Annotated in this window: 23 protein-coding genes and 2 pseudogenes; 7 read left to right on the top strand and 18 right to left on the bottom strand. The window is 68.8% G+C overall.

The window, feature by feature from the left end; translation table 11 throughout:
• Positions 1–150: 150 nt before the first annotated feature.
• From AC1KAT_RS17720 to AC1KAT_RS17710, 3 genes are all read right to left on the bottom strand, one after another.
• Positions 151–801: a Crp/Fnr family transcriptional regulator gene (locus AC1KAT_RS17720; RefSeq protein WP_480328295.1), complete on the bottom strand. Its 651-nt coding sequence runs from the start codon at positions 799–801 to the stop codon at positions 151–153.
• Positions 802–888: 87 nt separating this feature from the next.
• The gene (locus tag AC1KAT_RS17715; RefSeq protein ID WP_480328294.1) at positions 889–1,566 is read right to left on the bottom strand and encodes a helix-turn-helix transcriptional regulator; all 678 of its coding nucleotides are present in this window, start codon (positions 1,564–1,566) and stop codon (positions 889–891) included.
• A gap of 173 nt (positions 1,567–1,739) precedes the next feature.
• A complete protein-coding gene (locus tag AC1KAT_RS17710; protein WP_480328293.1) occupies positions 1,740–2,384 on the bottom strand; it encodes an MBL fold metallo-hydrolase in 645 nt (214 codons plus the stop codon).
• A 180-nt stretch (positions 2,385–2,564) separates the two neighbouring features.
• Between AC1KAT_RS17710 and AC1KAT_RS17705 the strand changes: the two genes are divergently transcribed.
• Positions 2,565–3,737, top strand: coding sequence for an HPP family protein (locus tag AC1KAT_RS17705; protein ID WP_480328292.1), 1,173 nt, complete (start codon positions 2,565–2,567; stop codon positions 3,735–3,737).
• Between the two features lie 205 nt (positions 3,738–3,942).
• Positions 3,943–5,379 carry an aldehyde dehydrogenase family protein gene (locus AC1KAT_RS17700; protein ID WP_480328291.1) on the top strand — a complete coding sequence of 479 codons (1,437 nt, stop codon included), beginning with the start codon at positions 3,943–3,945 and terminating at the stop codon, positions 5,377–5,379.
• A gap of 117 nt (positions 5,380–5,496) precedes the next feature.
• On the opposite strand, the gene AC1KAT_RS17695 is transcribed toward AC1KAT_RS17700, so the two are convergent.
• Together AC1KAT_RS17695 and AC1KAT_RS17690 are read right to left on the bottom strand one after the other, a co-directional pair.
• Positions 5,497–6,270, bottom strand: a complete 774-nt coding sequence (locus AC1KAT_RS17695; protein WP_480328290.1) for a DUF2314 domain-containing protein — start codon at positions 6,268–6,270, stop codon at positions 5,497–5,499.
• Positions 6,271–6,332: 62 nt separating this feature from the next.
• On the bottom strand, positions 6,333–7,301 hold the full coding sequence (locus AC1KAT_RS17690) for an SDR family NAD(P)-dependent oxidoreductase (RefSeq protein WP_480328289.1): 969 nt from the start codon (positions 7,299–7,301) through the stop codon (positions 6,333–6,335).
• A gap of 168 nt (positions 7,302–7,469) precedes the next feature.
• On the opposite strand from AC1KAT_RS17690, the pseudogene AC1KAT_RS17685 reads away from it, so the two are divergent.
• Positions 7,470–8,949: pseudogene (locus tag AC1KAT_RS17685) on the top strand (M20 family metallopeptidase).
• A 30-nt stretch (positions 8,950–8,979) separates the two neighbouring features.
• On the opposite strand, the gene AC1KAT_RS17680 reads toward AC1KAT_RS17685, so the two are convergent.
• A complete protein-coding gene (locus AC1KAT_RS17680; protein WP_480328288.1) occupies positions 8,980–10,512 on the bottom strand; it encodes a M48 family metalloprotease in 1,533 nt (510 codons plus the stop codon).
• A gap of 216 nt (positions 10,513–10,728) precedes the next feature.
• Here AC1KAT_RS17680 and moaC point away from each other — a divergent pair, with 216 nt between their 5' ends.
• On the top strand, positions 10,729–11,226 hold the full coding sequence (moaC, locus tag AC1KAT_RS17675; RefSeq protein ID WP_480328287.1) for a cyclic pyranopterin monophosphate synthase MoaC: 498 nt from the start codon (positions 10,729–10,731) through the stop codon (positions 11,224–11,226).
• 220 nt (positions 11,227–11,446) lie between these two features.
• Here the strand turns inward: moaC and AC1KAT_RS17670 are convergent.
• The 12 genes and pseudogenes from AC1KAT_RS17670 to recA form a co-directional block, all read right to left on the bottom strand.
• A pseudogene (locus AC1KAT_RS17670) lies at positions 11,447–12,675 on the bottom strand (IS3 family transposase).
• 121 nt (positions 12,676–12,796) lie between these two features.
• Complete coding sequence (locus AC1KAT_RS17665) at positions 12,797–13,243, bottom strand: pilin (RefSeq protein ID WP_480328286.1); 447 nt, start codon at positions 13,241–13,243, stop codon at positions 12,797–12,799.
• Between the two features lie 177 nt (positions 13,244–13,420).
• The gene (locus AC1KAT_RS17660; protein ID WP_480328285.1) at positions 13,421–14,215 is read right to left on the bottom strand and encodes an MBL fold metallo-hydrolase; all 795 of its coding nucleotides are present in this window, start codon (positions 14,213–14,215) and stop codon (positions 13,421–13,423) included.
• A 229-nt stretch (positions 14,216–14,444) separates the two neighbouring features.
• Positions 14,445–15,125 (bottom strand): FHA domain-containing protein, encoded by a 681-nt coding sequence (locus AC1KAT_RS17655; RefSeq protein ID WP_480328284.1) that lies wholly within the window; start codon positions 15,123–15,125, stop codon positions 14,445–14,447.
• Between the two features lie 76 nt (positions 15,126–15,201).
• Positions 15,202–15,984, bottom strand: a complete 783-nt coding sequence (locus AC1KAT_RS17650; protein WP_480328283.1) for a Stp1/IreP family PP2C-type Ser/Thr phosphatase — start codon at positions 15,982–15,984, stop codon at positions 15,202–15,204.
• A gap of 42 nt (positions 15,985–16,026) precedes the next feature.
• Positions 16,027–17,304 carry a serine/threonine-protein kinase gene (locus AC1KAT_RS17645; RefSeq protein ID WP_480328282.1) on the bottom strand — a complete coding sequence of 426 codons (1,278 nt, stop codon included), beginning with the start codon at positions 17,302–17,304 and terminating at the stop codon, positions 16,027–16,029.
• A 13-nt stretch (positions 17,305–17,317) separates the two neighbouring features.
• The gene (locus tag AC1KAT_RS17640) at positions 17,318–18,052 is read right to left on the bottom strand and encodes a TerC family protein (RefSeq protein WP_480328281.1); all 735 of its coding nucleotides are present in this window, start codon (positions 18,050–18,052) and stop codon (positions 17,318–17,320) included.
• A gap of 186 nt (positions 18,053–18,238) precedes the next feature.
• Positions 18,239–19,132, bottom strand: a complete 894-nt coding sequence (gene sucD / locus AC1KAT_RS17635) for a succinate--CoA ligase subunit alpha (RefSeq protein WP_480328280.1) — start codon at positions 19,130–19,132, stop codon at positions 18,239–18,241.
• Between the two features lie 14 nt (positions 19,133–19,146).
• Positions 19,147–20,316: an ADP-forming succinate--CoA ligase subunit beta gene (gene sucC / locus AC1KAT_RS17630; RefSeq protein WP_480328279.1), complete on the bottom strand. Its 1,170-nt coding sequence runs from the start codon at positions 20,314–20,316 to the stop codon at positions 19,147–19,149.
• Between the two features lie 15 nt (positions 20,317–20,331).
• The gene (locus AC1KAT_RS17625; protein WP_480328278.1) at positions 20,332–20,943 is read right to left on the bottom strand and encodes a DUF2889 domain-containing protein; all 612 of its coding nucleotides are present in this window, start codon (positions 20,941–20,943) and stop codon (positions 20,332–20,334) included.
• A gap of 129 nt (positions 20,944–21,072) precedes the next feature.
• A complete protein-coding gene (locus AC1KAT_RS17620; RefSeq protein WP_480328277.1) occupies positions 21,073–21,777 on the bottom strand; it encodes a regulatory protein RecX in 705 nt (234 codons plus the stop codon).
• A gap of 21 nt (positions 21,778–21,798) precedes the next feature.
• Entirely contained in the window at positions 21,799–22,893 is a 1,095-nt protein-coding gene (recA, locus tag AC1KAT_RS17615) for a recombinase RecA (RefSeq protein ID WP_480328276.1), read from the bottom strand.
• Between the two features lie 126 nt (positions 22,894–23,019).
• On the opposite strand from recA, the gene AC1KAT_RS17610 reads away from it, so the two are divergent.
• Genes AC1KAT_RS17610 through AC1KAT_RS17600 form a run of 3 tightly spaced genes read left to right on the top strand, consistent with a single transcriptional unit; the run spans position 23,020 to position 26,388 of the window.
• Positions 23,020–23,691, top strand: coding sequence for a response regulator (locus AC1KAT_RS17610; RefSeq protein ID WP_480328275.1), 672 nt, complete (start codon positions 23,020–23,022; stop codon positions 23,689–23,691).
• 47 nt (positions 23,692–23,738) lie between these two features.
• Entirely contained in the window at positions 23,739–25,346 is a 1,608-nt protein-coding gene (locus AC1KAT_RS17605) for a sensor histidine kinase (RefSeq protein ID WP_480328274.1), read from the top strand.
• Entirely contained in the window at positions 25,333–26,388 is a 1,056-nt protein-coding gene (locus tag AC1KAT_RS17600) for a patatin-like phospholipase family protein (protein ID WP_480328273.1), read from the top strand. The genes AC1KAT_RS17605 and AC1KAT_RS17600 overlap by 14 nt, the downstream gene beginning before the upstream one ends.
• Positions 26,389–26,422 lie beyond the last annotated feature (34 nt).

Here is a 26,422-nt window from a genome sequence, read left to right as displayed (position 1 = left end):
TCCTCTCACGGCACGTCTTCGAATGAAGGCGCAGGGTAGGAAGGCCGGGCGGGGTGGGCATCCCCAGTGCAGAGGACGCACGATGACGCCGTGCGTCATGCGCGCATCAGCGGGGCCTCACCGGGGCACCACCTGCGCATCACCTGCGGGTTACCAGCGCGCCGGCAGCGTGGGCGGCATCGACCACCCGCCGGGCACGAGCTGCAGGTGCCCGCCGCGTTCGAGGTCTTTGAGCAGGCGGCTCACCATCTCGCGTGAGCAGCCCACGCGTGCGGCCAGCTCGGCGTGGGTGAGGCGCGGGCTGACCAGCCGGCGGCCGTCGGTCTGCCCCTGCGCCAGGCCGTCGAGCAGGCGCACGACGCGGCCGTAGACGTCGAGCAAGGCCATGTCGCGCGCGCTCTGCGTGGCCAGGCGCGCGCGGCGGATCACGCGGCCGAGCAGGTCGAAGGCGAAGTCGGGGTCGCCCGCGATGTGCTCGCGCAGCGTGTGCCGGGTGACCACGGCGCAGCTGGTGGCCGCGAGCGTCACGACCGAGGCGCTGCGCGGGCCGCCGTCGAGGCTCATCTCGCCGAAGGTTTCGCCGGGGCCGTAGACGCCGTAGACGATCTCGCGGTCGCGCGCGTCGATCGAGAAGGCCTTCACCTGGCCGGTGAGCACGATGAAGAGCGTGTCGCCGAAGTCGCCCTCTTGGATGAGCAGCGTGCCCTTGCGGTAGCGCCGGACGTCACCGCGCTGTGCCAGCGTCTGCAGGGCCGCGGGCCACGAGGAGGAGGAAGAGAGCGCCGGTTCAGCCAGGGTCATGCGGGGCTCGCGTGGAGAAGACCGCGGGGATCATCGCGCGAAGCCCCGCCTGCGGCAATGCGCCGCAGGCCCCCGTGGCGCGGCCTGTCAGTGCCGCGCCACGCCCCCCATCGCACCCCCGATCACCAGCGGCGCGATCGGCGGCAGCGCCGCCACGCGGTTCAGCAGCTCGCTGATGCTGGCCGTGTGCGTCTTCTGCCGCATGCTGCTGATCTGCGTGCGGATGGTCGATACCGCCACGCCCATCTCGTGCGCCACCTCTTTGGGCCGCAGTCCGTTGCACAGGGCCTGCAGCACGCGGGCCTCGGCGCTGGTCAAGCCCTGGCTGCGCGCGAAGAAGTCGAGCGACAAGGTGTCGCGGCCCGCGCGCTTGCCCAGCAGCAAGAGCGACAAGGCCTCTTCGCCATCGGTGGTGGCGAGCGGCACGGCCGCCACCGGCAAGGCCTCGCGGTCATCGCCCAGCCACACCAGACGGCGGCGCCCGCGCGCCGCGTCGGCCAGGGCCTGGCCGAAGGCGGCGTGCTGCTCATGGCGTGCGGGCAGCACGCGGCCGGCGCTCAGCTGCAGGCTGCAGCCGGTGGCCAACTCGGCCCGCGCGGCGCGGTTGGCGTGGCGCAGGCGGCCGCCGGTGCCGACCAGGGCCATGCCGTGGTCGGCCTCGTCGAGCATGCACAACAACCAGCGCGACGGGCACGCGGCACGGCGCTCGGGCCCGGCGTAGCGAACCGGCCGCAGCACGGTCGCATCGACATCGACTTCCCACATGGCAACCCCCTGTTCCTTTGCACGGATGCCCCAGGTCTCGGGCCCGGGGATGCGGAAAGCTTAGGCAAGGGGGTGGCGCCCGAGGGGTGAATGCGACCGGCGCGGCTGTGACTTATTCACCTCGCCGGGTGGGTGCCGGGAGTCGGGTGGCCGCGGGGCGGCCGACGGCACGCTCAGCGCGGGTCGCGCACGTAGGGGTTGTGGCGGCGTTCTTCGCCGAAGCTGCTTTCGGGGCCGTGGCCGGGAATGAACACCACCGCATCGCCCATCGGCCACAGCCGCTGGCGGATGGAGTCGATCAGCGTGTCGTGGTCGCCCTGCGGAAAGTCGGTGCGGCCGATGCTGCCGGCGAACAGGACGTCGCCGACGAAGGCGCGCTGCGTGGTCGGCTCGAAGAAGACGACGTGCCCCGGCGTGTGGCCGGGGCAGTGGCGCACCTGCAATTCGCAGTGGCCGATCTGCACCGTGTCGCCGTCGTGCAGCCAGCGCGTGGGCGTGAAGGCCTCGGCCGGCGGAAAGCCGAACATCAGGCTCTGCTGCGGCAAGCCGTCGATCCAGAACTGGTCGGCCGGGTGCGGCCCGACGATGGGCAGGCCCCGGTCGCGCGCCAGCGTGCCGGTGCCGCCGGCGTGGTCGATGTGCGCGTGCGTGAGCCAGATCTGCTCGAGCGTCACGCCCAGCTTGTCGCACACCGCGAGCAGGCGCGGCAGGTCGCCGCCGGGGTCGATCACCGCCGCCTTCATCGTCTCGTCGCACCACACGATCGAGCAGTTCTGGGCAAAGGCGGTGACGGGGACGGTCTGGTAGCGGAAGGTCATGGCGGCGGGCGAGGCAGGGGGACGAACGTGCGGCAATGTATCGGACCGGCGATGCCGGCGGTGCCGCTGTACCGGAGCCTGACAGCGCGGGTCGTGACTCAGCGGCACCAAGCCCCCGCCGCACGGCTTGGGCGACCCCGCTGCCGATAATCCCCGGCCCATGCTGCCCCTGCCCCCGAGATGACCGACGAACGCCCTGCCGCGCGTGCACCGCTGCGCGAGCGGCTCGTGCAATGGCTAGCGCGGCTGCAGCCCGCGCCGGTGGCCGTCGATGCGCGCGAGCGTTGGCGCGCGTCCCTGGGTGCCTTGCTGGGGGTCGCGTTCGCAGGGCTGCTCAGCCGCTGGGCCCTGGGCGGCAGCGCGCTCGGGCTGTGGCTCATCGCCCCGCTGGGCGCGAGCGCGGTGCTGGTGTTCGCCGCGCCGGCCAGCCCGCTCACGCAGCCCTGGTCGGTGGTGGGTGGCAACACGGCGTCGGCGCTGGTGGGCATCGCCTGCGCCGCGCTCATCGGCGACCCCGCCTGGGCCGGCGCGGTGGCGGTCGCGGCCGCCATGGCGGTGATGTTTGCGCTGCGCTGCCTGCACCCGCCGGGTGGCGCGACCGCGCTGCTGATGGTGCTGACGCACACGCTCGACTGGCGCATGGCGGCGGCGCCGGTGCTGCTCAACTCGGTGCTGCTGGTGCTGGCCGGCATCGCCTTCAACGGCGTGAGCGGCCGGCCCTACCCGCACCGGCAGGTGCCGGCGCGCACGGCCGAGGGCCGGGGCCGCTTCACGCCGGCCGACCTGGACACGGCGCTGGCCCACTACAACCAGGTGCTCGACGTGAGCCGCGATGACCTCGAACGCCTGCTGGCCGGTGCCGAGGCCGCGGCCTACCAGCGCCACCTGAACGACGTGCGCTGCGCCGACATCATGTCGCGCGAGCTGATCACGGTGCAGTTCGGCACCTCGCTGCAAGAGGCGTGGGCGCTGATGCGCCAGCACAGCATCAAGGCGCTGCCGGTGACCGACCGCACGCGGCGCATCGTGGGCATCCTGACGCGGGCCGACTTCATGCGCCACATCGACCTCGACGCGCCGCGCGGCCTGGCGCAACGCCTGCTGGCCTTCGTGACGCCCTCGGGGCGCACGCACAGCGACCGGCCCGAGGTGGTGGGCCAGATCATGACGCGGCAGGTGCGTGTGGCCAGCGCCGACCGGCCCATCGCCGAACTGGCGCCGCTGTTCACCGAAGCGGGCCACCACCACATCCCCATCGTCGAAGGTGGAAATCGGCTCGTGGGCATCATCACGCAGTCGGACTTCGTGCGCGCGCTCTACCGCGCGGTGCAGGGGCCGGCGGCGTCGGCCTGAGATGTGGCGCGGGCTTTCGCAGCGTCTGCCGACAAGTCGCCCTTGCGACACCTCAAGGCCCCGGGAACGAAGGAGGATGCGGGCCACGCCGCCGGGCCGGTTCACCTAAAATTCGCGGCTCTTTCGCGTCACATTCGCTCGATCCGCCGCGCAGCGCTCGCAGGCCCCGACGCACCGTTCAACCCCTCACTTCAACGAGACATCCATGATCAATCGCGACAAGCTCTACATCGGCGGGCAATGGGTCCCCAGCCTCGGCAAGGAAACCCCGGGCTCGGTGATCTCGCCCGCCACCGGTGACGTGATCGCGAGCGTGGTGCGGGGCACCGCCGACGACGTCAACGCCGCCGTCGCCGCCGCCAAGGGCGCTTTTGACGCCTGGGCCGCGCTGACGCCCACCGAGCGCGGCGCCTACCTGATGAAGATCCACGAAGGCCTGAAGGCCCGTGCGGCCGAGATCGCCCAGACCATCACCTCCGAGATGGGCATGCCGATCAAGCAGTCGCTGCCCATTCAAGCCGGCTCGCCGATCGCCGTCTTCAAGTACTACGCCAAGCTGGTCGAGAGCTTCCACTGGGAAGAGCAAGCCGGTCACTCGACCATCGTGCGTGAACCCGTCGGCGTGGTCGCCGCCATCACGCCCTGGAACTACCCGCTCCACCAGATCGGCGCCAAGGTTGCCGCCGCGCTGGCCGCTGGCTGCACCGTCGTGCTCAAGCCGGCCGATGTGACGCCGCTGAACGCCTTCATCCTCGCCGAGGTCATCCACGAAGCCGGCCTGCCGGCCGGTGTGTTCAACCTCGTCACCGGCCGCGGCACCGTGGTCGGCGAAGCGATGGTCGTGCACCCCGACGTGGACATGGTCTCGTTCACCGGCTCGACTGGCGCCGGCCGCCGCATCTCGGCGCAGGCCTCTGCCACCATCAAGCGCGTGGCACTCGAACTCGGTGGCAAGTCGGCCTCGGTCATCCTCGAAGACGCCGACCTGGTCAGCGCCGTCAAGGGCTCGGTGCAGGCCTGCTTCCTGAACGCCGGCCAGACCTGCACGGCGCACACCCGCATGGTCGTGCCCGAGAGCAAGTACGACGAAGTCGCCAAGATCGCGGTGGCCGTGACGGCCGCGTACAAGGTCGGCGACCCGATGGAAGAAACCAGCACCATGGGCCCGGTGGCCTCGAAGTCGCAGCAGGACACGGTGCAGGAATACATCCAGATCGGCATCGACGAAGGCGCCGAGCTGCTGGCCGGCGGCCTGGGTGCCCCCGAAGGCCTGGGCGGCAAGGGCTTCTACGTGAAACCCACCGTGTTCGGCCGCGTGAAGCCCGACTCGCGTCTGGCGCAAGAAGAAGTCTTCGGCCCGGTGCTGTCGATCATCACCTACAAGGACGAAGCCGAAGCCGTGGCCATCGCCAACAACAGCATCTACGGCCTGTCGGGTGGTGTGTGGGCGGCGACCGACGAGCGCGCCAAGGAAGTGGCCAAGAAGATCCGCACCGGCATGGTCGACATCAACGGCGGCGGCTTCAACATGCAGGCGCCGTTCGGCGGCTACAAGCAGTCGGGCAACGGCCGCGAGTTCGGCAAGTGGGGCCTGGAAGACTTCCTCGAGGTCAAGTCGATGCAGTTCAAGCGCCAGGCGTGATGCCGGCTTGAAGCGGCCCGACACCGGGACCGCCTCCAACGAAAAGGGCTTGCCTCACGGCAAGCCCTTTTGCTTGGCCCTCTCGCGCTGACGCGGGTCGCGGGGGTGAGCGTCGCCTCAGGCCGCTTCCAACAGCTCGGTCACCCGGGGCCAGCCCACCCGCTGCGCCAGTTCAAGCGCCGTCAGCCCCCCCGGCGTGCGCACGCCGGTGTCGGCGCCGTGCGCCAGCAGCAGGCGAACCTGCACCAGGTTGCCGCCGAGCGCTTCGCGGTGCAGCGCCGTGAGGCCGTTAGCATCGAGCCGGGTGAGGATCGCCGGGTTGCTCTTCAGCGAGGCCTCGACCTGCGGCGCCACCAACTCGCTCATCGGGTGCTCGGGGGCGTCGTCGAGGTTTGCCGGCACCGGGCCATGGTCGGCCGGCCACAGGCGCACGGCGTCGGGATCGCCGAAGTCGCCGCCCCAGGCCTGGTCGTGCGCCTCGCGTTCGCCATCGCCCATGCCGGCGCGCAGCACCTGCACGGTGTGGCCGCCGTAAACAAGACCATCGCTTGCGTAGAGCCAGTCCTGGATCTCACCGACCGGCGTGCGCACCAGCGCCTTGCTGTCGAGGCCGGGCACGTGCTCGGGCTGGCTCAGCAGCGTGCCGAAGACGGTCTCGCCGTCGAATCGCACGTCGCCCATCCACAGGTGTTCGAAGGGCGGGCCGTCGCCGGCGGGCAGGCCGGTCGGCAGCTCGATCTTGACGATGGCCAGTTCGATCTCGGGCACGATGCGCCGGTATTCCCACATCTGCGCGCGCCAGAAGAACTTGAACGTGCGGCGCGCGGCCTCGACGGCTTGCGCCATGCGGGCTTCGGGGCTGTCGTCGGCGGGGGTGAACGAAAGGCTCATGAAAGAAGGCGGCGCGGTGAGTGAAGGCCGTGCATGGTGGCATGGCCCGCCGCGCCGTCCATTCAGGCTTTCGCCAACATCGCCTCTGACACGGTCCACAGCCGCAGGGCGGCCTCGGCGTCCATGATGTGCGGCGCGTAGCCCGAGACGCGGTTGCCGGGCTCGGCCAGCAGGCCCTCGTTGCAGTCTTCGAGGTAGCGCCCGCCGTGGCCCAGCAGCTGCGGCGCGGTCGCGGCCCACACGGTGGTGGCGGCGCCTTGGGCCGGCGTCTTGAAGCGCGAACTCATCTTGCCGTCGTCGCCGACCCAGCCCATCGCGCGCTTCTCTTCGTCGGGCACGTGGCGGTGCAGCTCGGTGTCCACCCCGCCCGGGTGCACGGCGTTCGAGGTGAGGCCTTGTTCACCGTGCTTCAGGTGCACACCGAGTGACATCAGCGCATTGGCCGTCTTGGCCTGCGCGTAGGCCTTCCACTTGTTGTAGTCGCGGCGCTCGAAGTGGATGTCGTCGAAGTCGATGCCACCGAGCTTGTGGCCCATCGAGCTGAGCGTGACCACCCGTGCCGGCGCGGACTTCAACAGCGCCGGCAGCAGCGCCGTCGTCAGCGCGAAGTGGCCCAAGTGGTTGGTGGCGAACTGCGACTCGAAGCCCTGCGGCGTGCGCGCGAGCGGGCAGGCCATCACGCCGGCGTTGTTGACCAGCAGGTGCAGCGTGTGGCCGCCGGGCTCGGCCAGCCAGTCGTCGGCGAAGCGGCGCACGGTGGCCAGGTCGGCCAGGTCGAGCTTGGCGACGCGCAGCTTGGCTGCGGGCATCTGCGCCTGCAGGGCGGCGAGCGCCGCCTCGCCCTGCGCCAGGTTGCGCACGGCCATCGTGACCTCGGCGCCGGCGTGTGCCAATGCGCGGGTCGTCTCCAGGCCGATGCCGGCGGCGCCGCCCGTGACGATGGCGCGTTGGCCGGTGAGGTCGAGGCCTTCGACGACCTCGAGCGCGGTGCTGCGCGGGCCGAAGGCGGAGGTGATGCGTTCTGCGGTCATGGGGGCTCCTGGCGAATCCGATGAGCATAGCAACTGCATTCCGTCTTTCGCCTACGCGCGTTCCATGCAGGGGAACGGCCCCAGGGCCTTGGCACCGCCCACCCCCGCGTCGCCCACAAGGCCGGGGCCGCTGACTACACTGCTTCGACCGCCTGCCGGAGACACGCCATGAACGCCCGCGACCCGCACCCCACCGCCCCCAGCGCCGACGACCTCCAGGCGCTGGCTGCTTATGCCGAACGCGCCTGGGACGAGCGCATCGTCCCGGCGCTGACCGACTACATCGCCATCCCCGCCAAGAGCCCGATGTTCGACGCCGACTGGCAGCAGCACGGCTTCATCGACAAGGTCGTGCACGACGCCGCCGAGTGGGTCGAAGGCCGCAAGGTGCCGGGGCTGACGCTCGAAGTGATCCGCCTGCCGGGGCGCACGCCGGTGATCTTCTTCGAGGTGGCGGCCACGCGGCCCGGCAGTGGCGACACCGTGCTGCTCTACGGCCACCTCGACAAGCAGCCCGAGTTCACCGGCTGGCGCAGCGACCTCGGCCCCTGGACACCCAAGTACGACAACGGCCTGCTTTACGGCCGAGGCGGCGCCGACGATGGCTACGCGGTGTACGCGGCCATCACCGCCATCGAAGCGCTGAAGGCGCAGGGCCTGCCGCACCCGCGTTGCGTGGGGCTCATCGAGGCCTGCGAAGAAAGCGGTTCGTTCGACCTGCCGGCCTACATCGGCGCGCTGACGCCGCGCCTGGGCAACGTGGGCCTCGTGGTCTGCCTCGACAGCGGTGCGGGCAACTACGACCAGCTGTGGCTCACCACCAGCCTGCGCGGCATGGTCAGCGGCACGCTGAAGGTCGAGATCCTCACCGAAGGCGTGCACTCGGGCGACGCGAGCGGCCTGGCGCCGTCGAGCTTTCGCATCCTGCGCCAGGTGCTCGACCGGCTCGAAGACTCGAAGACCGGCCGGCTCTTGCCACAGAGCCTGCATTGCACGATTCCCGCCGACCGCGTCGAGCAGGCCAAGGCCACTGCGCAAATCCTCGGCGACGAGGTCTGGAAGCGTTACCCCTGGGCCTGCGGCGCCGATGGCTCGCCCTCGCTGCCGACCACCACCGACCCGCTCGAAGCCCTGCTCAACCGCACCTGGCGGCCGACGTTGAGCGTGACCGGCGCCGACGGCTTTCCCGAATGGAAGAGCTCGGGCAACGTGCTGCGGCCCTACACCGCCTTCAAGCTGAGTCTGCGCCTGCCGCCGACCGTCGAAGCCAACCGCGCGGCCGACGATCTGAAGACCCTGCTCGAAGACAACGCGCCTTACAACGCGCGCGTCACCTTCGCCGCCGATGGCCGCGCCGGGGCGGCCGGCGCCACCGGGTGGAACGCGCCCACGCTGGCCCCCCTGGCTCGAAGACGCGCTCAACGCCGCGTCGCAGGCGCACTACGGCGCGCCATGCGGCTACATCGGCCAGGGCGGCACGATCCCGCTGATGAACCTGCTGCAAGAGAGCTTCCCGGCGGCGCAGATGATGGTCTGCGGCGTGCTCGGCCCGAAGAGCAACGCGCACGGGCCGAACGAGTTCTTGCATGTGCCCTACGGCAAGCGGCTCACGGCGGCCGTGGCGCAGGTGATGGCGGCCTGCCCCTGAGCGGTGACGGGCTGATCGGCCGGGCGGCGTTCAGCCCTGCTGCTGCGCGCGCTCTTCCAGCGCCTGCTGGCGGCGCAGGCCTTCCACGTCGCGCAGGCGCGAGTCGATGATCGACGCGTCGATGAAGTCCACCTGGGCGGTGCTCTTGGCGAGCTTCTGCCCGGCACGCAGTCGGTCGAGCGCGCCGTTGTAGTCCCCCAGCGCGACCCGCGATTCGGCCTCGGCGCGCAGGCCGCGCAAGGGCTGGCCCAGCGCCTGCCAGGTGCGGCCCAGTTGCAGCCACGCGGTCGAGTCGGCCGTGTGCAGCGTCGTCCAGGTCTGCAGGCTGTCGGCGCTGCGCTTGAGCGCGGCCTCGTCCTTCTGCGCCAGCGCGACCTGCGCGCCCAGCAGCATCACGGCCCGCGAGGCGGTGGCACCTTCGCGCAGGTGCGGCTGAATCACCGCCGCCGCGCGCGTCGCCTCACCGCGTTCGAGCAGCGACTGCACCTGCAGCAACACCACCGCGCGCTCGGCGTTCGCATCGCTGCGCGGGCTGCCACGCACCAGGCCGAGCGCCGTCTGCAAGGCCGTGTCGGCGCGCGGCCAGTCGCGCATCAGCGTCGAAGCCAGGGCGCTGGCATACGCGGCCGACAGCTTTTCGGCGGTGCTGGCGCTGTCCTTCGGCACGTCGAGCGCCTGCCAGCGGCGCAGCGACTCGATGCGCGTGTCCATCAACACCCGCGCCCGCGCCTGCGCGGCGGCGTGCGCGAGCTGCGCGCTCGGCGGTGGCGGTGGGGTCGTGCCCAGCCGCGAACGCGCTTCACCAATGCGTTCGGCGTTCAAGGGATGGCTGCGCAAGTACGGAAAACTCGCGCTGTCGTTCAACCGCGAGGCGTTGTCGAGCTTCTCGAACATCGCGGCCATGCCGCCGGGTGCGAAGCCAGCGCTCGTCATCAGCGTGAAGCCCACGCGGTCGGCCTCGCGCTCCATGTCGCGCGAGAAGTTGAGCTGGCCTTGCGCGGCGACCGCCTGGCTGCCGGCGAGGATGGCGTTCGCCCCATCGGCCCGGTTGACGCGGCTGGCCACCAGCACGCCGAGGATCATCCCCGCGATGCCGATCATCGACTGCCGCTGGCTGTTGCCGATGCTGCGTGAGATGTGCCGCTGCGTGACGTGCGTGAGCTCATGCGCGAGCACCGACGCCAACTCGTCGCGCGAGGCCGTCATGCCGATCAGCCCCAGGTGCACACCGACATAGCCGCCGGGCAGCGCGAAGGCGTTGACGCTCTTGTCCCGCACGAGGAAGGCCTCCCATGCGAAGCGGCTGTCGAGGTCAGGCGCGATGTCGCCCCGTGCGCGCGCCGCATCCAACAAGGGCTGCCACAGGGTCTGCAGGTAGTCGAGCAGCACCGGGTCGTCGAGGTAGTCCGGGTCGCGGCGGATGTCGCGCATCACGCGGTCGCCCAGCCGGCGCTCGTCACCGACGCCGATGTCGTCCGACACCCCATCGCCCAACGCGGGCAGACGGCCGGGCGCTTGGGCCTGCGCATGAGCGGGGGCGAGGGGTGACGTGAGCAAGGCCACGGCAGACAGGCCCGCGATGACGCGCTGGACAGGTCGACGGCGCGGCGCGCACGAAAGCTTCAAAACCGGCGGGCGCGGTGCAGGAAGAGAACGGGTCAAAGACAGCCCCAGTGACGGCAGACGGGGTTCGAACGTGGGCCCGCGCGGAAGTTCGCGCCCGGGCCGTTCATTCACCGCTGGCTATGATGCCAGCGCCCCATTTCGCCACCCTGCACCATGACCCCACCGACCGATCCCGCCAGCCCGCTGACCCACTTCGACGCGCAAGGGCAAGCGCACATGGTCGATGTGTCCGGCAAAGCCGAAACCCACCGCATCGCCCGCGCCACCGGCGTGATCCGCATGCTGCCCGCCACGCTGGCCTTGGTCCAGTCGGGCACCGCCAAGAAAGGCGACGTGCTCGGCATCGCCCGCATCGCAGCCATCCAGGCCAGCAAGCGCACGGCCGATTTGATCCCCCTGTGCCACCCGCTGCCCATCACCAAGGTCGCCGTCGAATTCGAGATCGACGAAGCGGCCTCAGAAGTGCGCTGCACCGCGCAAGTCGAAACCCTGGGCCGCACCGGCGTCGAGATGGAAGCCCTGACGGCCGTGCAGGTCGGGCTGCTCACGATCTACGACATGTGCAAGGCGGTGGATCGGGGGATGGTGATGGGGGGTGTGTGTGTGTTGGAGAAGCGCGGGGGGAAGTCGGGGGGGTGGGGGGCGCCCTAGGGAGCGGCGCCGAGACCCTTGCAGCGATGTCCTCTGCCCAACCGAGCCAGCGCGCTCGCTGGCCTTCATAGCACCCACGGTTGAGGAGGGTGTAGGGCGTCAACGATCCGTACAAGCCTTCGCTGCTTACATGAACTCGATGTGAGTGACCATTGCGGTGACAACTGGGGCAGACGCGAAGCGGGTGACCCGTTCTGAACTGCGTTGACAGGCTGGACGGTTAAACAAGCCGGAGTTCTCCGGCCACTGACGCCCGGTGCACTGCATCGGGCGTTTGCATTTTGAGCGACGTGTGGAGTCGCTCCTCGTTGTAGATCTGCACGGACTGCGCCACCATCCGCCGCGCCTGATGGAGGTCTGCGGGCCGGTGCAGCAGGAACTCCGTCTTGAGAATGCCGTTGACGCGTTCGGCCAGCGCGTTCTGGTCGCAGTCGTAGCCGTCCGTCATTGAGCAGATCACCCCGAGGCGCTGGTGCAGCGCCTGGTACTCGTTGGCGCAGTACTGGATGCCCCGGTCGGGGTGATGCACCAAGGGCTGACGCGTCTGGCGCCCGCGCAGGGCCATCTTCATCGCTTGCGACACCTCTTCGGTCTGCAGGCTCTCGTGCACGTGCCAGCCCACGATCTTGCGCGAGTACGCGTCCGTCACCAGGCTCAGGTAGACGCACTTGGCCGCGGTGGGCAAGTAGGTGATGTCGGCCACCCAGACCTGCTCGCTGCCGGTGATGCGAACCTGCTGCGGCCCGGCCTTGAGCAGGTTCGGGTGGCGCCTGAAGCGGTGGTGGCTGTGTGTGGTCTTGTGATACGACCGCCGAGGCGGCACCAGCATCCGGGCGTTGCGCAGCACATCGAACATCGCGTCTCGGCCGAGTTCGATGCCTTCCCGGCTCAGCGGTTCGCGCAGCATGCAGTGCAGCTTGCGCGTGCCCACCCGTGGCTGGCGCATGCGCTAGCGCTGAACCAGGCTCACCACAGCCTGCGCCCGCTCGACGCGCTGCGCCTGGCGGCTCTTGCCCTGGTAGTACGCCTGTCGGCTCATGCCCATGTGACGGCAAGCCCTGACGATGCTCAACCCTTGGACGAGGTCTTGTTCGAGGACTTGCCCAAAGGCTTTTTTACGACGCGCACCCCGTTGTCCTTCTTCAGCACATCGATCACGGCTTCGAACAGCCGTGCCTTCTCTTGTGCGTCGCGCAGTTGGACCTGCAGGGCCTTGATCTGTTGCTCGGGCGTGAGCGGCGTGGGTGTCTTGTCGATCGGCATGGCTGCCGATGATGCCGCCACGCCCCAACCCTGCTGACCATGCGTGCGCAGCCAGTTCAGCACCGTCGAGCGCCCTTGGATGCCGTACCGGGCTTGCGCCTGCTTGTAGGTCAACTCGCCCTTTTCTACCTGCGCCACCACCGCTAGCTTAAAAGCCATCGTGTAGTCACGCTGCGTCCTCTTCATCCTCGTTTTCCATGACCCTGCCTTTTTGCACAGGTCCAGGTGTCAACTCGGGGTAGGACGGGTCATCAAGCAAAAAAGGGCCCCGCAATGCGGGGCCCTTCGAGAAGGAGCGGGCTATCAATTACAGCCGGCCAATTTGCGTGACCACGGCGGTATTGGTAGCGGTAGTGGTGTACCCCCAGGTCATGTTCGTGTTGCCAGCAGCCAATGCAGGCGTCATGACAATCGTGGCACCGGCCGGGACGCCTTGACCCAAACTGGCCAGAGTGATCGTGATGACCCCACTGCCAGTCACGGTCGCGGCCGTCGCTTCGGTCGTTGCATTGAAGGTTGGGATGCCAGAGCCAGCAGTGGCGGTATTGCAAACAGTCAAATCACCGCCATTTTCTTGCGCGCAAATGCCCACCGCAGTCTTCAAGGCATCAGCGGCACGGAGGGCATTCGAAACCTTTGCCTTGACGGTGTAGTCCTGATAAGCCGGCAGAGCCACGGCAGCCAAGATGCCGATGATCGCGACAACGATCATCAGTTCGATCAGGGTGAAACCCTTTTGCATGGAACGCTTCATGGAAAGTCTCCTAGAGAGAGAAGGGGGTGAGTGACGACAACTCAGTTGCACCCGGCATGCCAGCGAAATCGACCCGAAATACCGTGGAATTCGCCCGCTGTTCTGACGCAAACGGTCAAGGCCCTGAAACGGGGGCTGACCGGGCCGGCGCCAACTGACGTTTTTCGTCACGCCGACTTACGAATGCTTGCCTGTTGACGTCAGGGTCATGCGCTGGCCGGCGCGCAGGGGGGCGATGCGGTGGGCGGTGTCCAGCCGGGCGACTTCGGCCATCACGGCGTCGGTTTCGCCGGGCTTGATGTGGGTGATGTGCACCTGCACGCTGCCTTGCAGAAACGCCAGTTCGTGGCCCAGCGCGGCCGGGCACAGGTGGCGGCTGATGCGGGCGAGTTGCCGCTCGTCGTCGCTGAAGGCGGTTTCGATCACCAGGTGCTCAACGCTCATGCTGGACAGCCGTTGCCACAGGGCCGGGTTGGGACCGGTGTCGCCGGTGTAGACCCACCAGCCCGACGCGCCCTGCAGCGCAAAACCCACCGCCGGCACGGTGTGCACCGCGCTCAGCACCTCGAAGGTCTTGCCGGCCAGGCTCAGCACATCGCCGGTCTGAAACGGCACCAGGCGCAGCGCCGGGCGATCAGGGTGTGGCAGGCGCGTGAAGTCGGGCCAGATGACGCCGTTGAAGATGTGGGTGCGCAGCGCGTCGAGGGTTTCTGGCAACGCGTGCACTTCGATCGGTGGCCGGCCGGCGCTGGCGCGGGCGCGCATCACGCTGTCGGCGAGCAGGCCGATCGCGAGCACGTGGTCGAGGTGCGAGTGACTGATGAGGATGTGGTCGATGCGCGCCAGTTCGTCGAGCGCGAGGTCGCCGACGCCGGTGCCGGCATCGACCAGCACGTCGTCGTCGATCAGGAAGGCGGTGGTCCGGCTACCGGCCGCGATGGCGCCAGAGCAACCGAGAACGCGAATGTCCATGGGGCAAGGGGGCGCCTCGGGCGCACAGGCAGGGCACGTCGCGGCATGCGACGCTTGGGCAGCAATCGTGGGGGCTCGCTTCGCTGTGCACAAGCGGTCAAAACCGCATTTCCCCAAAGACTGGGGGATGCCAATGCAGCGCAAAGCACGGGGCCGTGAAAAGCATCACGGGCCCGCGAAGGGCCCGTGTGGGTGTGCGCACGCGGACGGCGCGGGTGGCTGGCGAGGATCAGCTCTGGACGAACTGCATCTGGGTGCCGGCGAGTTCGATCACGTCGCCGTTCTTCAGGTGCAGGGTGTCGCCGGACAGCGGGTTGCCGTTGACGGTCGGGCGGGTCGCGCCTTCGACGTGGGCGAAGACGTAGCCGCCGGGGCGCTTGGTGATCGAGGCGACCTGCACGCCGGGCTTGCCGACGGTGGTGACGACCTTGGTGAGCACCACTTCCCGCCCAGCGGCCGCACCGTTGAGCACCTTGATGCTGGCCGGCGTGACGGGCTGGCCGAGCGCGCCGAAACCCGAGTTGCTGGGCGCGCGGGTGGGGGCGAAGCCGTGCGGCGAGGGCGGCTGCACCGGGGGCGCACTGCCGGGCTTCATGATCATGGTCTTCTCGTAGTCGGCGCCTTCGTCCACGAGGTACTTGATCTTGTACTTGCCGATCTCGACGGTGTCGTTGTGCGACAGCAGCTGCTTCTTGACGGCCTTGCCGTTGATGTAGGTGCCGTTGGTGCTGTTGAGGTCTTCGATGAAGACGTCGGAGCCGACCATCTGCAGCACGGCGTGTTCGCCGCTGACCGCGAGGTTGTCGATCACGATGTCGTTGTAGGGCCGGCGGCCGAGCGTGGTCTTGTCCTTCGTGATCTGGACTTCCTTGATGACCACCCCGTCGAGCGAAACGACCAGCTTGCCCATGCTTGACCTCAAATCTCTTTATGTGCCCGAGCCGTGAAGGTCCGGGTTGCCCGTCTATATGTTGCGTGGTGGCCGTTCAGCGCCGAAAGGGCCACCAGGAGCGAGTCGCTGCGTTCTGGCCCTTCACGCGGACCAGCACCACGGCAATATTATCCTTTCCCCCTGCGTCATTGGCCGCATCAATTAGGCCCCCCCCCATGTCTTCCAGGGTGTCGTGCGCTTGCAGCACCTGGGCGATGCGAGGGTCGTCGATCATGTCGGACAGCCCGTCCGAGCACAGCAGGTAGACGTCGCCCGGCATCACCTCGTGCAGGTGGGTTTCGAGCAGCACGGTGTCTTCGACGCCGACGGCGCGAGTCACCAGGTTCTTGTTGGCCGAAAAGGCCGCCTGTTCGGGCGTGATGAGGCCGGAGTCGATCTGCTCTTGCAGCAGCGAGTGGTCGTGGGTGATCTGGGCCAGCTTGCCGGCGCGCAGCCGGTAGCCGCGTGAATCGCCGACGTGGCCGAGCAGCAGGCGGCCGTCGCGGAACGCGCCCACGACGAGCGTGGTGCCCATGCCGGCGTACTGCGGGTTGCTGTTGGACGCGTTGAAGATCGCGCGGTTGGCGTTGTCCACGCAGATGTCCATCGCGCGGCGCACGTCGGTGTCGGACGCGGTGGACGAGGCCTCTTGCAGCCAGCGGCCGAGCTCGGTCTTGATGAACGAGGTGGCCATGCCGCTGGCCACTTCACCGGCGTTGTAGCCGCCCATGCCGTCGGCCAGAACGATGAGCGCTGCCTCTTCGTGGACGGCCACCGAGTCCTCGTTGTTGTTCCGTGAGCGGCCGGTGTCCGTGGCACTGAAGAATTCAAGCGTCATGGGGCGTTGGCGCGGACAGGAACGTCGAGGGTTGGGTGGGGATCAGAGGCCGGAATTGTGCCCTGGAACATCACGAATCATCTTCACCGTGGCCTGGAATTCGTCGGAATCAGGGGGGGTGGACGGCCCCGCCGGGTCGGGCCCCTTGACGTCGTCTCCCAGTTGCGGAAGCACGGCCCGCAGGTCCAGCGCCATCTGGTGGCCGTCGCCATAGCGGGCGTCGGGACGTTTTTCGAGCGCGCGGGCGACGACACGCGCCAGCGCTTCGGGCAGGTCCGGGCGCAGCGTGCGCACGTCGGCGGCCGGCTCGTTGGCGATCTGGTGCATCAGCGTGGCCATCGAGTCCGAGCGGTGCGGCAGGCGGCCCGTGAGCAGCTGGAACAGCATCACCCCGAGCGAATAGAGGTCGGTGCGGCCATCGACCCGTGCGCCGCTCATCTGCTCGGGCGACATGAACGAGGGTGTGCCCATCACGAGGCCGGTGCGCGTGCGCGTGCGGCTCGCGTCGCCGATGCGCGCGATGCCGAAGTCGGTGACCTTCACCGCCTCGGTGGTCGGATCGACCATCACGTTGGCGGGCTTGATGTCGCGGTGCACCACGCCGTGGCTGTGCGCGTAGGCCAGCGCTTCGGCCACGCGTGCGGCGATGCGCACGACGGTCGCCACCGGCAGCAGGCGGCCGGGCTGGGTGCAGGCCTGCAGGTCTTGTCCCTTCAAGAATTCCATCGCGATGTAGGCCAGGCCCTGGTCTTCGCCGGCATCGAAGATGGTGACGATGTCGCGGTGCTGCAGGCGGCCCGCCGTTTCGGCCTCGCGGAAGAAACGCTGGCGGGCCTCCACCAGCTCGGCGCCTTCGAATTCCTGGCTGAGCGCCATGGTCTTGATCGCCACCTGCCGGCCGATCTTGGGGTCTTGCCCGAGGTAGACCGCCCCCATCGCGCCGCGGCCGAGTTCGCGTTCGATGCGGTAGCGTCCGAGCATCTTGCGGTCGGGCGCGGCGGGTTGCAGCAGCGGCGGCGGTGCGGGCGCGCGGGCGGGGGTCGGCTCGGGCGCCGACCGCGGTGGGGGCGGCGGGCGGCGCCCGAGCACGAAACCCGCGTGCCCCATCGCCAGCGCCGCCGCGCCAACCGCCCAGGCCAGCGCGATCGGCATGCGCGACAGCGCGGCGGCGAACAGGCAGCCCATCGCCAGCACGGCGGTGGCTAACGCGGCCACCGGTGTGTCGAGCCGCGGCAGCGCCCAGGCCAGGTAGGCGAGCGCCGCCAGCAGCAACACGCTGCCGAGGATCAATGCAAAGCCGAGCGCGCCACCCATCGCCATGCCGCGGTCGGCCTCAGGCGGCGCCGTCGGCCGGTTGCGAGCGCGCGGCCATCACCGCCTTGCCGAGGGCCAGCACCAGCAGGGCACCGGCAACACCCGCGCCGTACTTCACCACGTCGCTGACGACGATCTTGGGCATCCAGGCCACGACCTCGGGCTTGATCAGCGCCGGGTCGCCGACCGCCATGGTGCCGGCGATCCAGCCCAGCAGCATCGCGCCCAGTGTGATGATCACGGGGAAGCGGTCCATCAGCTTGATGACCAGCTGGCTGCCCCACACGATGATGGGGATGCTGACCAGCAGGCCGAAGATCACCAGCGGCATCGTGTGGTCGCCGCCGGCCGTTTCGGCCGCGCCGGCAATGGCGATGACGTTGTCCACGCTCATCACGAGGTCGGCCACGATCACCGTCTTGACCGCGCCCCAGAGCTTGTCGCTGCCTTCGATCTTGCCGTGGCCGTCGTCTTCGTCGGGCGCCATCAGCTTGACGCCGATCCACAGCAGCAGCGCTGCGCCGACGAGCTTGAGGAAGGGCACCTGCAGCAGCGTGAGCGCAAAGAAAATCAGGATCACGCGCAGCACGATGGCGCCGGCCGTGCCCCACAGGATGCCCTGCGTGCGTTGCTTGGCCGGCAGCTTGCGGCAGGCCAGCGCGATCACGACCGCGTTGTCCCCGCCCAGCAGGATGTCGATCATGATGATCTGGCCGACCGCGAACCAGAACTGCGGCGTCAAGAACTGCTCCATGCAGAGTCCTACTTTCTTATTGCGTTGTGCGTGCAGCGCGCCCGAAGGCGGCACGCCGCGCAGTGTAGAGGCCCGCTGCGCGGCGCGGCCGCATGAAACCAGGCCCGGCCGCGAGTTCGCATGCACCAATGAAAAGGGCCGCACGCGGCGGCCCTGGTTCACGCAAGCTGCGCGGACGCGGATCGGTCAGATCAGGCCCTTGAGCAGGCGGCCCATCTCCGACGGGTTGCGCGTCACGGTGAAGCCGCACTCTTCCATGATGGCGAGCTTGGCATCGGCCGTGTCGGCGCCGCCCGAGATCAGCGCGCCGGCGTGGCCCATGCGCTTGCCCGCAGGCGCGGTGACGCCCGCGATGAAGCCGACGATCGGCTTCTTCATGTTCTTCTGGCACCAGCGGGCCGCGTCGGCCTCGTCGGGGCCGCCGATCTCGCCGATCATGATCACGGCGTCGGTGTCCGGGTCGTCGTTGAACATCTGCATCACGTCGATGTGCTTCAGGCCGTTGATCGGGTCACCGCCGATGCCGACCGCGCTCGACTGGCCGATGCCCAGCTCGGTGAGCTGCGCGACGGCTTCGTACGTCAGCGTGCCCGAGCGGCTCACGACACCGATGCGGCCCTTCTTGTGGATGTGGCCCGGCATGATGCCGATCTTGATTTCATCGGGCGTGATCAGGCCCGGGCAGTTGGGGCCCAGCAGCAGCGTCTTCTTGCCGCCAGCGGCCTCTTTCTGCTTCATCTTGTTGCGCACCTCGAGCATGTCCCGGATGGGGATGCCTTCGGTGATGCAGATGGCCAGGTCGAGGTCGGCTTCGACGGCTTCCCAGATCGCGGCGGCCGCGCCTGCGGGCGGCACGTAGATCACCGAGACGGTGGCGCCGGTCTGCGATTTGGCTTCCTTGACGGACGCGTAGATGGGGATGTCGGCGAACTTCTCGCCCGCCTTCTTGGGGTTCACGCCGGCGACGAACGCGTTCTTGCCGTTGGCATAGGCCTGGCAGCCGAGGGTATGGAACTGGCCGGTCTTCCCCGTGATGCCCTGGGTGATGACCTTGGTGTCTTTGTTGATCAGGATGCTCATGTGCTTGCCTCGTCTTACTTCTTGCCCGCGGCGGCCTTGACCACGGCGTCGGCTGCTTCGGCCATCGTGTTGGCGCTGATGATGGGCAGGCCGCTTTCAGCCAGCATCTTCTTGCCCAGTTCTTCGTTGGTGCCCTTCATGCGCACGACCAGCGGCACCTTCAGGTTGACCGCCTTGCAGGCCGTGATCACGCCTTCGGCGATGGTGTCGCAGCGCATGATGCCGCCGAAGATGTTGACCAGGATGGCCTCGACCTTGGGGCTCTTGAGCATGATCTTGAAGGCCTCGGTGACCTTCTCGGCGGTGGCGCCGCCGCCCACGTCGAGGAAGTTCGCCGGCTCGCCGCCGAAGAGCTTGATGGTGTCCATCGTCGCCATCGCCAGGCCGGCGCCGTTCACCAGGCAGCCGATGTTGCCGTCGAGCTGGATGTAGGCGAGGTCGAACTTCGAGGCTTCGATCTCGGCCGGGTCTTCTTCGTCGAGGTCGCGGTAGGCGACGATCTCGGGGTGGCGGAACAGCGCGTTCGAGTCGAAGTTGAACTTCGCGTCGAGGGCCTTGATGTTGCCGTTGCCTTCAAGAATCAGCGGGTTGATCTCGGCCAGCGAGGCGTCGGTGTCCATGTAGCACTGGTAGAGCTTCTTGAGCACGTCGATGGCTTGCGCCTGCGAGGCTTCGGGCACGCCCATGCCCTTGGCCAACTCGGCGCCTTGCGCGTCGGTCAGGCCGGTCGCCGGGTCCACGAAGACCTTGATGATCTTCTCGGGCGTGGCGTGGGCGACCTCTTCGATGTCCATGCCGCCTTCGCTGCTGGCCATCATCGCGACGCGCTGCGTGCCGCGGTCGGTGACGGCGGCGACGTAGTACTCCTTCTTGATGTCCGCGCCTTCTTCGATCAGCAGGCGGCGCACCTTCTGGCCTTCGGGGCCGGTCTGGTGGGTCTTGAGCTGCATGCCGAGGATCTCGCCCGCGAGCTGCTTCACCTCGTCGCGCGTGCGGGCCAGCTTCACGCCGCCGCCCTTGCCGCGGCCGCCGGCGTGGATCTGCGCCTTCACCACCCAGATCGAACCGCCCAGCTTCTGGGCGGCTTCATCGGCCTCCAGCACGCTGAACGCGGGGTAGCCGCGCGGCACGGGAATGCCGGCCTGGCGAAGCAGTTCCTTGCCTTGGTACTCATGAATCTTCATCGCACTCTCTCTTGCTCAAGTTCCAGAAAGGGGTGACGGAACCGCCGTCGCGGAAGGGGTCGGGTCGTCGTTGCCGGCGCGGCGCTGGTGCCACCGCGGGTAGTGCAGGCGCACCACCTCGCCGTCGGTGCGCAGCGCGTGGCAGCGGTTGAGCTGGAACGGCGGCTTGTCGTCGTTGCCAGCTTTGAAGGGGGACACGCCCTCGCCAGCCAGGCCCTGCATCACGGCGGTGGGCAGCAGTTGGGCGAGTTCTGTCAGGTGGGTGCAGCCTTGCACCCCGCCCAGGCGTTCCATCGCGGCCCAGCGGAAGCCCTTGAGCAGGTTCAGGCCGACCAGGCGCGTGTAGGCGTCGCCGTGGTCGTCGCAATGGCCGGGGTGGGGCGTGCGTTCGGAGTGCGCGCCGGCCTCGACGATGTCGAGCCGGCTGTTGATCACCAGGCGCAGCAGCAGGTCGTGGATCGGCTCGCCGGCGGGACGGATCTGGCCGCCAAGTCGCGCGTCGCGGGTCTTGATGTCGGTCAGCCGGGCATCGACTTCCCACAGGCCATCGCCACGGGCAAACACCTGCACGTCGATCTGACGGCGGTGCTTGAGTTGGCGCTCAGGCGCAGCGGGTGGCAGGGCCATGTGGCGGGCGGTGGGTGGGAGGGGGCGATGCGGGAAAGCCCGTAGCGCGGAAGCCCGCGAATGTAGCACTTCGCACTGCACCATATTTGTGCAGAAAACCAGCCCGCGCCCTGGGTCGTCAGGCGGTCGTCAGGTGTCTGCCGTGTCGTCGGCGAAGGGCGCGCCCACGTCGTCGTCGGTGCCGGTGGGGCGGGTGTGAACGACGCGCCGGATCACCTCGGCCGAAAAGCCGCGCGCGGCCAGAAAGCGGGCCTGCTTGGCGCGCTCACGCGCATCGCTCGCCGGCTGGCCGAACTTGCGCTGCCAGACGGCTTGGGCCCGAGGCAGTTCGCTGTCCTTGAGGGCCTGGGTTGCATCGGGGGTCAGGGCCACGCCGTGCTGCGCGAGTTCTTGGCGGATGCGCAGGTTGCCGTAGCGCGGCGCCCGCACATGCACGCGGCTTTCGGCGAAGCGCTCTTCGCTGAGGTAGCGGTGGGCCTGCAGCCAGTCGAGCACGGCCTCGACCTGGGCGGCGGCCTCGGCCGGGTCGGTGTCGGCCGCGGCGTGGAGGGGCGCGCGTGCCTCGGCGGTGCCCCAGACCTCGGCGACAGTGCCGATCTCGGCCGTGTCATCGGCGCTTGCCGACGGATCGGACAGGTGCCGGTCAGGTGAATTCGCCGCGTGGCCACCGGTCGCTCGCGCGCCGCCTGCTGCTTGTTGCGCGGCGCGTTGTTCGACCTTCAGGTAGGCCAACAGCTTGCGCCGCAACTCGCTGCGGCTGTGCTCTCGCTGGCTGAGCAGTTGAAGCCCGCGCCCCTTGAGCGACAGCCGCGACGGGCCCGCTTTCGTGCCCACCGTCGAAGCCCCGGGCGCGGCTTATTCCTTGGCTTCTTTCGCGGCCTTGCCGGCCTTGGCGGCAGGGGCTGGCTCGCCCGGGGTGCCGGTCGGCAGCAGGGGAATGCCCACGGCCTCGCGCACCTTGTTTTCGATCTCGACGGCGAGGTCGGCGTTCTCACGCAAGAACTCACGCGCGTTGTCTTTGCCCTGGCCGATCTTTTCGCCGTTGTAGGCGTACCAGGAACCGCTCTTTTCGAGCACCTTGGCTTCGACGCCCATGTCGATGATCTCGCCCTCGCGGCTGATGCCTTCGCCGTAGAGGATGTCGAACTCGGCGGTCTTGAACGGCGGCGAGACCTTGTTCTTCACGACCTTGACCTTGGTCTCGTTGCCGATGACTTCTTCGCCCTTCTTGATGCTGCCGATGCGGCGGATGTCGAGGCGCACCGAGGCGTAGAACTTCAGCGCGTTGCCGCCGGTGGTGGTTTCGGGCGAGCCGAACATCACGCCGATCTTCATGCGGATCTGGTTGATGAAGATGACCATGGTGTTGGTCTTCTTGATCGTGGCGGTGAGCTTGCGCAGCGCCTGGCTCATCAGGCGGGCTTGCAGGCCGGGCAGGCTGTCGCCCATTTCGCCTTCGATTTCGGCCTTGGGCGTGAGCGCGGCGACCGAGTCGATGATGACCAGATCGACCGAGCCCGAGCGCACCAGCGCATCGACGATTTCGAGCGCCTGTTCGCCGGTGTCGGGCTGGCTGATCAAGAGCTCTTGCAGGTTGACGCCGAGCTTTTGCGCGTATTGCACGTCGAGGGCGTGTTCGGCGTCGATGAAGGCGCAGGTGCCGCCTTGTTTTTGCATTTCGGCGACGACTTGCAGCGTCAGCGTGGTCTTGCCCGACGACTCGGGGCCGTAGATTTCGACCACCCGGCCGCGCGGCAGGCCACCGACGCCCAGCGCGATGTCGAGGCCGAGCGAGCCGGTGGAGACCACCTCGATGTCTTCGATGACTTCGCCTTCGCCCAGGCGCATGATCGAACCCTTGCCGAACTGCTTTTCGATCTGGGCCAGGGCCGCTTGCAGGGCCTTGGCTTTTTCGCTGTTGAGGGTCGAGGGCTTCACCGGTGCGTCCATGGGGCTGATCTCCAAAAGTTCGGCGATTATTCTCAAATGCTGGATGTTTGTACAGTCTTTTTCCAGCCCGTCACAGGGCCATCCCTACAATGAATTCGGGCCAGGAGCCCCCGACGGAGAACCCGCATGCGCCTCTTGATTGCCGAAGACGACCAGGTGTTGGCCGATGGCCTGCTGCGATCCTTGCGCCAGGCCGGCTACACGGTGGACCACGTGGCCACCGGCACCGAGGCCGATGCGGCGCTCGCTTCGCACGAGTTCGACCTCGTGATCCTCGACCTGGGGCTGCCCAAGCTGCACGGGCTCGAGGTGCTGAGCCGGCTGCGCGGGCGCGGGGTGACGGTGCCGGTGCTGATCCTGACGGCGGCCGACAGCGTCGAGCAGCGCGTCAAGGGCCTGGACCTGGGCGCCGACGACTACATGGCCAAGCCCTTCTCGCTGCAAGAGCTCGAAGCGCGCGTGCGGGCGCTGACGCGGCGCGGCCTGGGCACCGCCTCGGGCGTCATCAAGCACGGGCCGCTGACCTTCGACGCGACCGGCCGCGTGGTGTACCTGAACGACCAGATGATCGAGTTGTCGGCGCGCGAGCTGGGCCTGCTCGAAGTGCTGCTGCAGCGCGCGGGGCGGCTGGTCAGCAAGGACCAGCTGGTCGAGCGGCTGTGCGAGTGGGGCGACGAGGTCAGCAACAACGCGATCGAGGTCTACATCCACCGCCTGCGCAAGAAGATCGAGCACGGGCCGGTGCGCATCGCCACCGTGCGCGGGCTGGGCTACTGCCTCGAAAAGATCGCCGGCTGAAGTCCCTGTACAGCTTCGCGCAAGGCAGCGCCCCTATCCTGGCCCGCATGCCGTTCGCGCGAGAACAACGTTCCCTTTTCGGCGAGATCCTCGACTGGATGCTCGCGCCGCTGCTCTTGTTGTGGCCGATGAGTGTGGTGCTGACCTGGCTGGTTGCGCAGGGCATCGCCGACCAGCCCTACGACCGCCAGCTCGGCGAGCTGGCGCGCGCCTTGGCGCAGCAGGTCACGATCAGCCATTCGCCGGCCGGCTCGAAGGCCGATTTCAGCCTGCCCACCGGCGCGGCCGAGCTGCTGCGCACCGACGAGTCCGACACCGTGTACTACCAGGTGCTCGGCCTGCGCAGCGAACTCGTCAGTGGCGAGCGCATCGTGCCGGCGCCGCCCGGCGACGCACCGCGCCGGACCGGCCAGGTGCAGTTGCGCAACGACACCATCGGCGGTGAAGACGTGCGCGTCGCCTACGTGTGGGTGGACATCGAGCAGCCCGGCCCCACGCCGCCGCTGGTGCAGGTGGCCGAAACCCTGGGCAAGCGCTCGCGGCTCGCGGTCGAGATCACCAAGGGCGTGATGCTGCCGCACATCGTGATCCTGCCGGTGGCGGTGCTGCTGGTGTGGCTGGCGCTGGCGCGCGGCATCGCGCCGCTCAATGCGCTGCAGCAGCGCATCCGCAAGCGCGAGAGCCACGACCTGAGCCCGATCGACGAACGCGACGCGCCCGAAGAGGTGTCGCCGCTCGTGCGCGCCATCAACGACCTGCTCTCGCGGCTGGACGGCAGCATCCGCTCGCAGAAGCACTTCCTGGCCGACGCGGCACACCAGCTGAAGACGCCGCTGGCCGGCCTGCGCACGCAGGCCGAGCTGATCCAGCGCGAGATCGACGCCGGCCACAGCGACCCGCAGTCCATCAAGAAATCGCTGCGGCAGATGGCCGTGGCCAGCCAGCGCGCCGCGCACATGGTCAACCAGCTGCTGGCGATGGCGCGGGCCGAAGACCCCTCGCAGGCCACGGCCGACCAGCCGGTGAACCTGGCCAAGCTCGCCGCCGACACCGTGCGCGACTTCGTGCCGCGCGCGATGGACAAGCGCATCGACCTCGGCTACGAAGGCCCGCATGCGCGCGCCCGGCCGGCGCCGCTGGTGCTGGGGCGTGCGCTGCTGCTGCGCGAGATGATCCGCAACCTGGTGGACAACGCCCTGCACTACACGCCCGAGGGCGGCACGGTCACCGTGCGCGTGGTGGCCGACCCCTTCGGCCAGGTCGTGGTGCTGCAGGTCGAGGACACCGGCCCCGGCATCCCGCTCGCCGAACGCGAGCTGGTGTTCCAGCCCTTCTACCGGGCGCTGGGCACCGATGTCGATGGCTCGGGCCTGGGCCTGGCCATCGTGCGCGAGATCGCCCAGCGCCACCACGTCGAGATCGTGCTCGAAGACGCCCACCCGCCGCCCGCCGTCGGGGGCGAACCCGCGCCGGCCGGCCACGGCCCGGGTGCGCGCTTCACGCTGCGCTTCGCGGCGCTGGCCCCGGTGGCCGAACCCAGCAATGACCCCGGCACGCCCACGCTGCCGGCACCGCTGAACGCGCTGCCGCCCGCGGCCCCTTCTTCGTCCACCCCCACGCCCCCGTCACCCCACGCCCCCGATGCCGCGACCTGACCCCGCCCCCGTTCGTTCGCTCAACCTCGCGCTGCAAGGCGGCGGCTCGCACGGGGCCTTCACCTGGGGCGTGCTCGACCGCTTGCTCGAAGACGAATCGATCGCGCTCGGCGGCCTGTCGGGCACCAGCGCCGGCGCGCTGAACGCGGCCGTGCTGGCCACCGGCTACCACCGCGCCGGGCGCAAGGGGGCGCGCGAGGCACTGGCAGCCTTCTGGGGTGACATCAGCCATTCGGGCGCGATCTTCGCGCCGCTCACCACCGGCGGTTCGCACGCGCTGAGCGACCCGTTCCGGCTCTCGCACCTGCCGGGCTACCGCTTCCTCGACACGTTCTTCCGTTCGTTCAGCCCGTACGAGTTCAACCCGCTCAACCTGAACCCCTTGCGCAGCGTGCTCGAACGTCACGTGGACGAAACCGCGCTGCACGCGTGCAGCCTGGGCCTCTTTGTCACCGCGACGAATGTCATCACCGGCCAGCCGCGCGTCTTCACGACGCACGAACTGAGCATCGATGCGCTGCTCGCGTCGGCCTGCCTGCCGCACCTCTTCCAGGCCATCGAGATCGACGGCGAGCCCTACTGGGACGGCGGATACACCGGCAACCCGGCGATCTTTCCGCTGATCTACAACACGCAGGCGCTCGACGTGCTGCTGGTGCGCATCAACCCGCTGCGGCGCGAGGGCACGCCGAGGCGCACGGTGGACATCCTCGACCGGCTCAACGAGATCAACTTCAACGCGAGCCTGATGGGCGAGATGCGCGCCATCCACTTCGTCTCGCGTTTGATCGCCGAGGGCCGGCTGGATGAGACCCGCTACAAGAACCTGCGCCTGCACATGGTGGCCGACGACGAGCACCTGGGCGCGCTGGGCGCCAACAGCAAGTTCGACACCGACCGCGGCTTTCTCGACAAGCTGTTCGGGTACGGGCGCGGGGCGGCGGACCGCTGGCTGGCCGCGCACGGCGACGACATCGGCGTGCGCCCGACGGTGGACATCGAGCGCGAGTTCCTCACCCGGCCGAAACCCCAGTCCGGCTGAGCGGCCCTCGCCAGCACAGCCCGCGGGTGGTTCG

It is taken from the genome of Piscinibacter sp. PDB5-1, assembly GCF_056676035.1.
The sequence above is the reverse complement of the archived record's forward strand: the minus strand, read 5'-3'. Positions and strand labels throughout refer to the sequence as shown.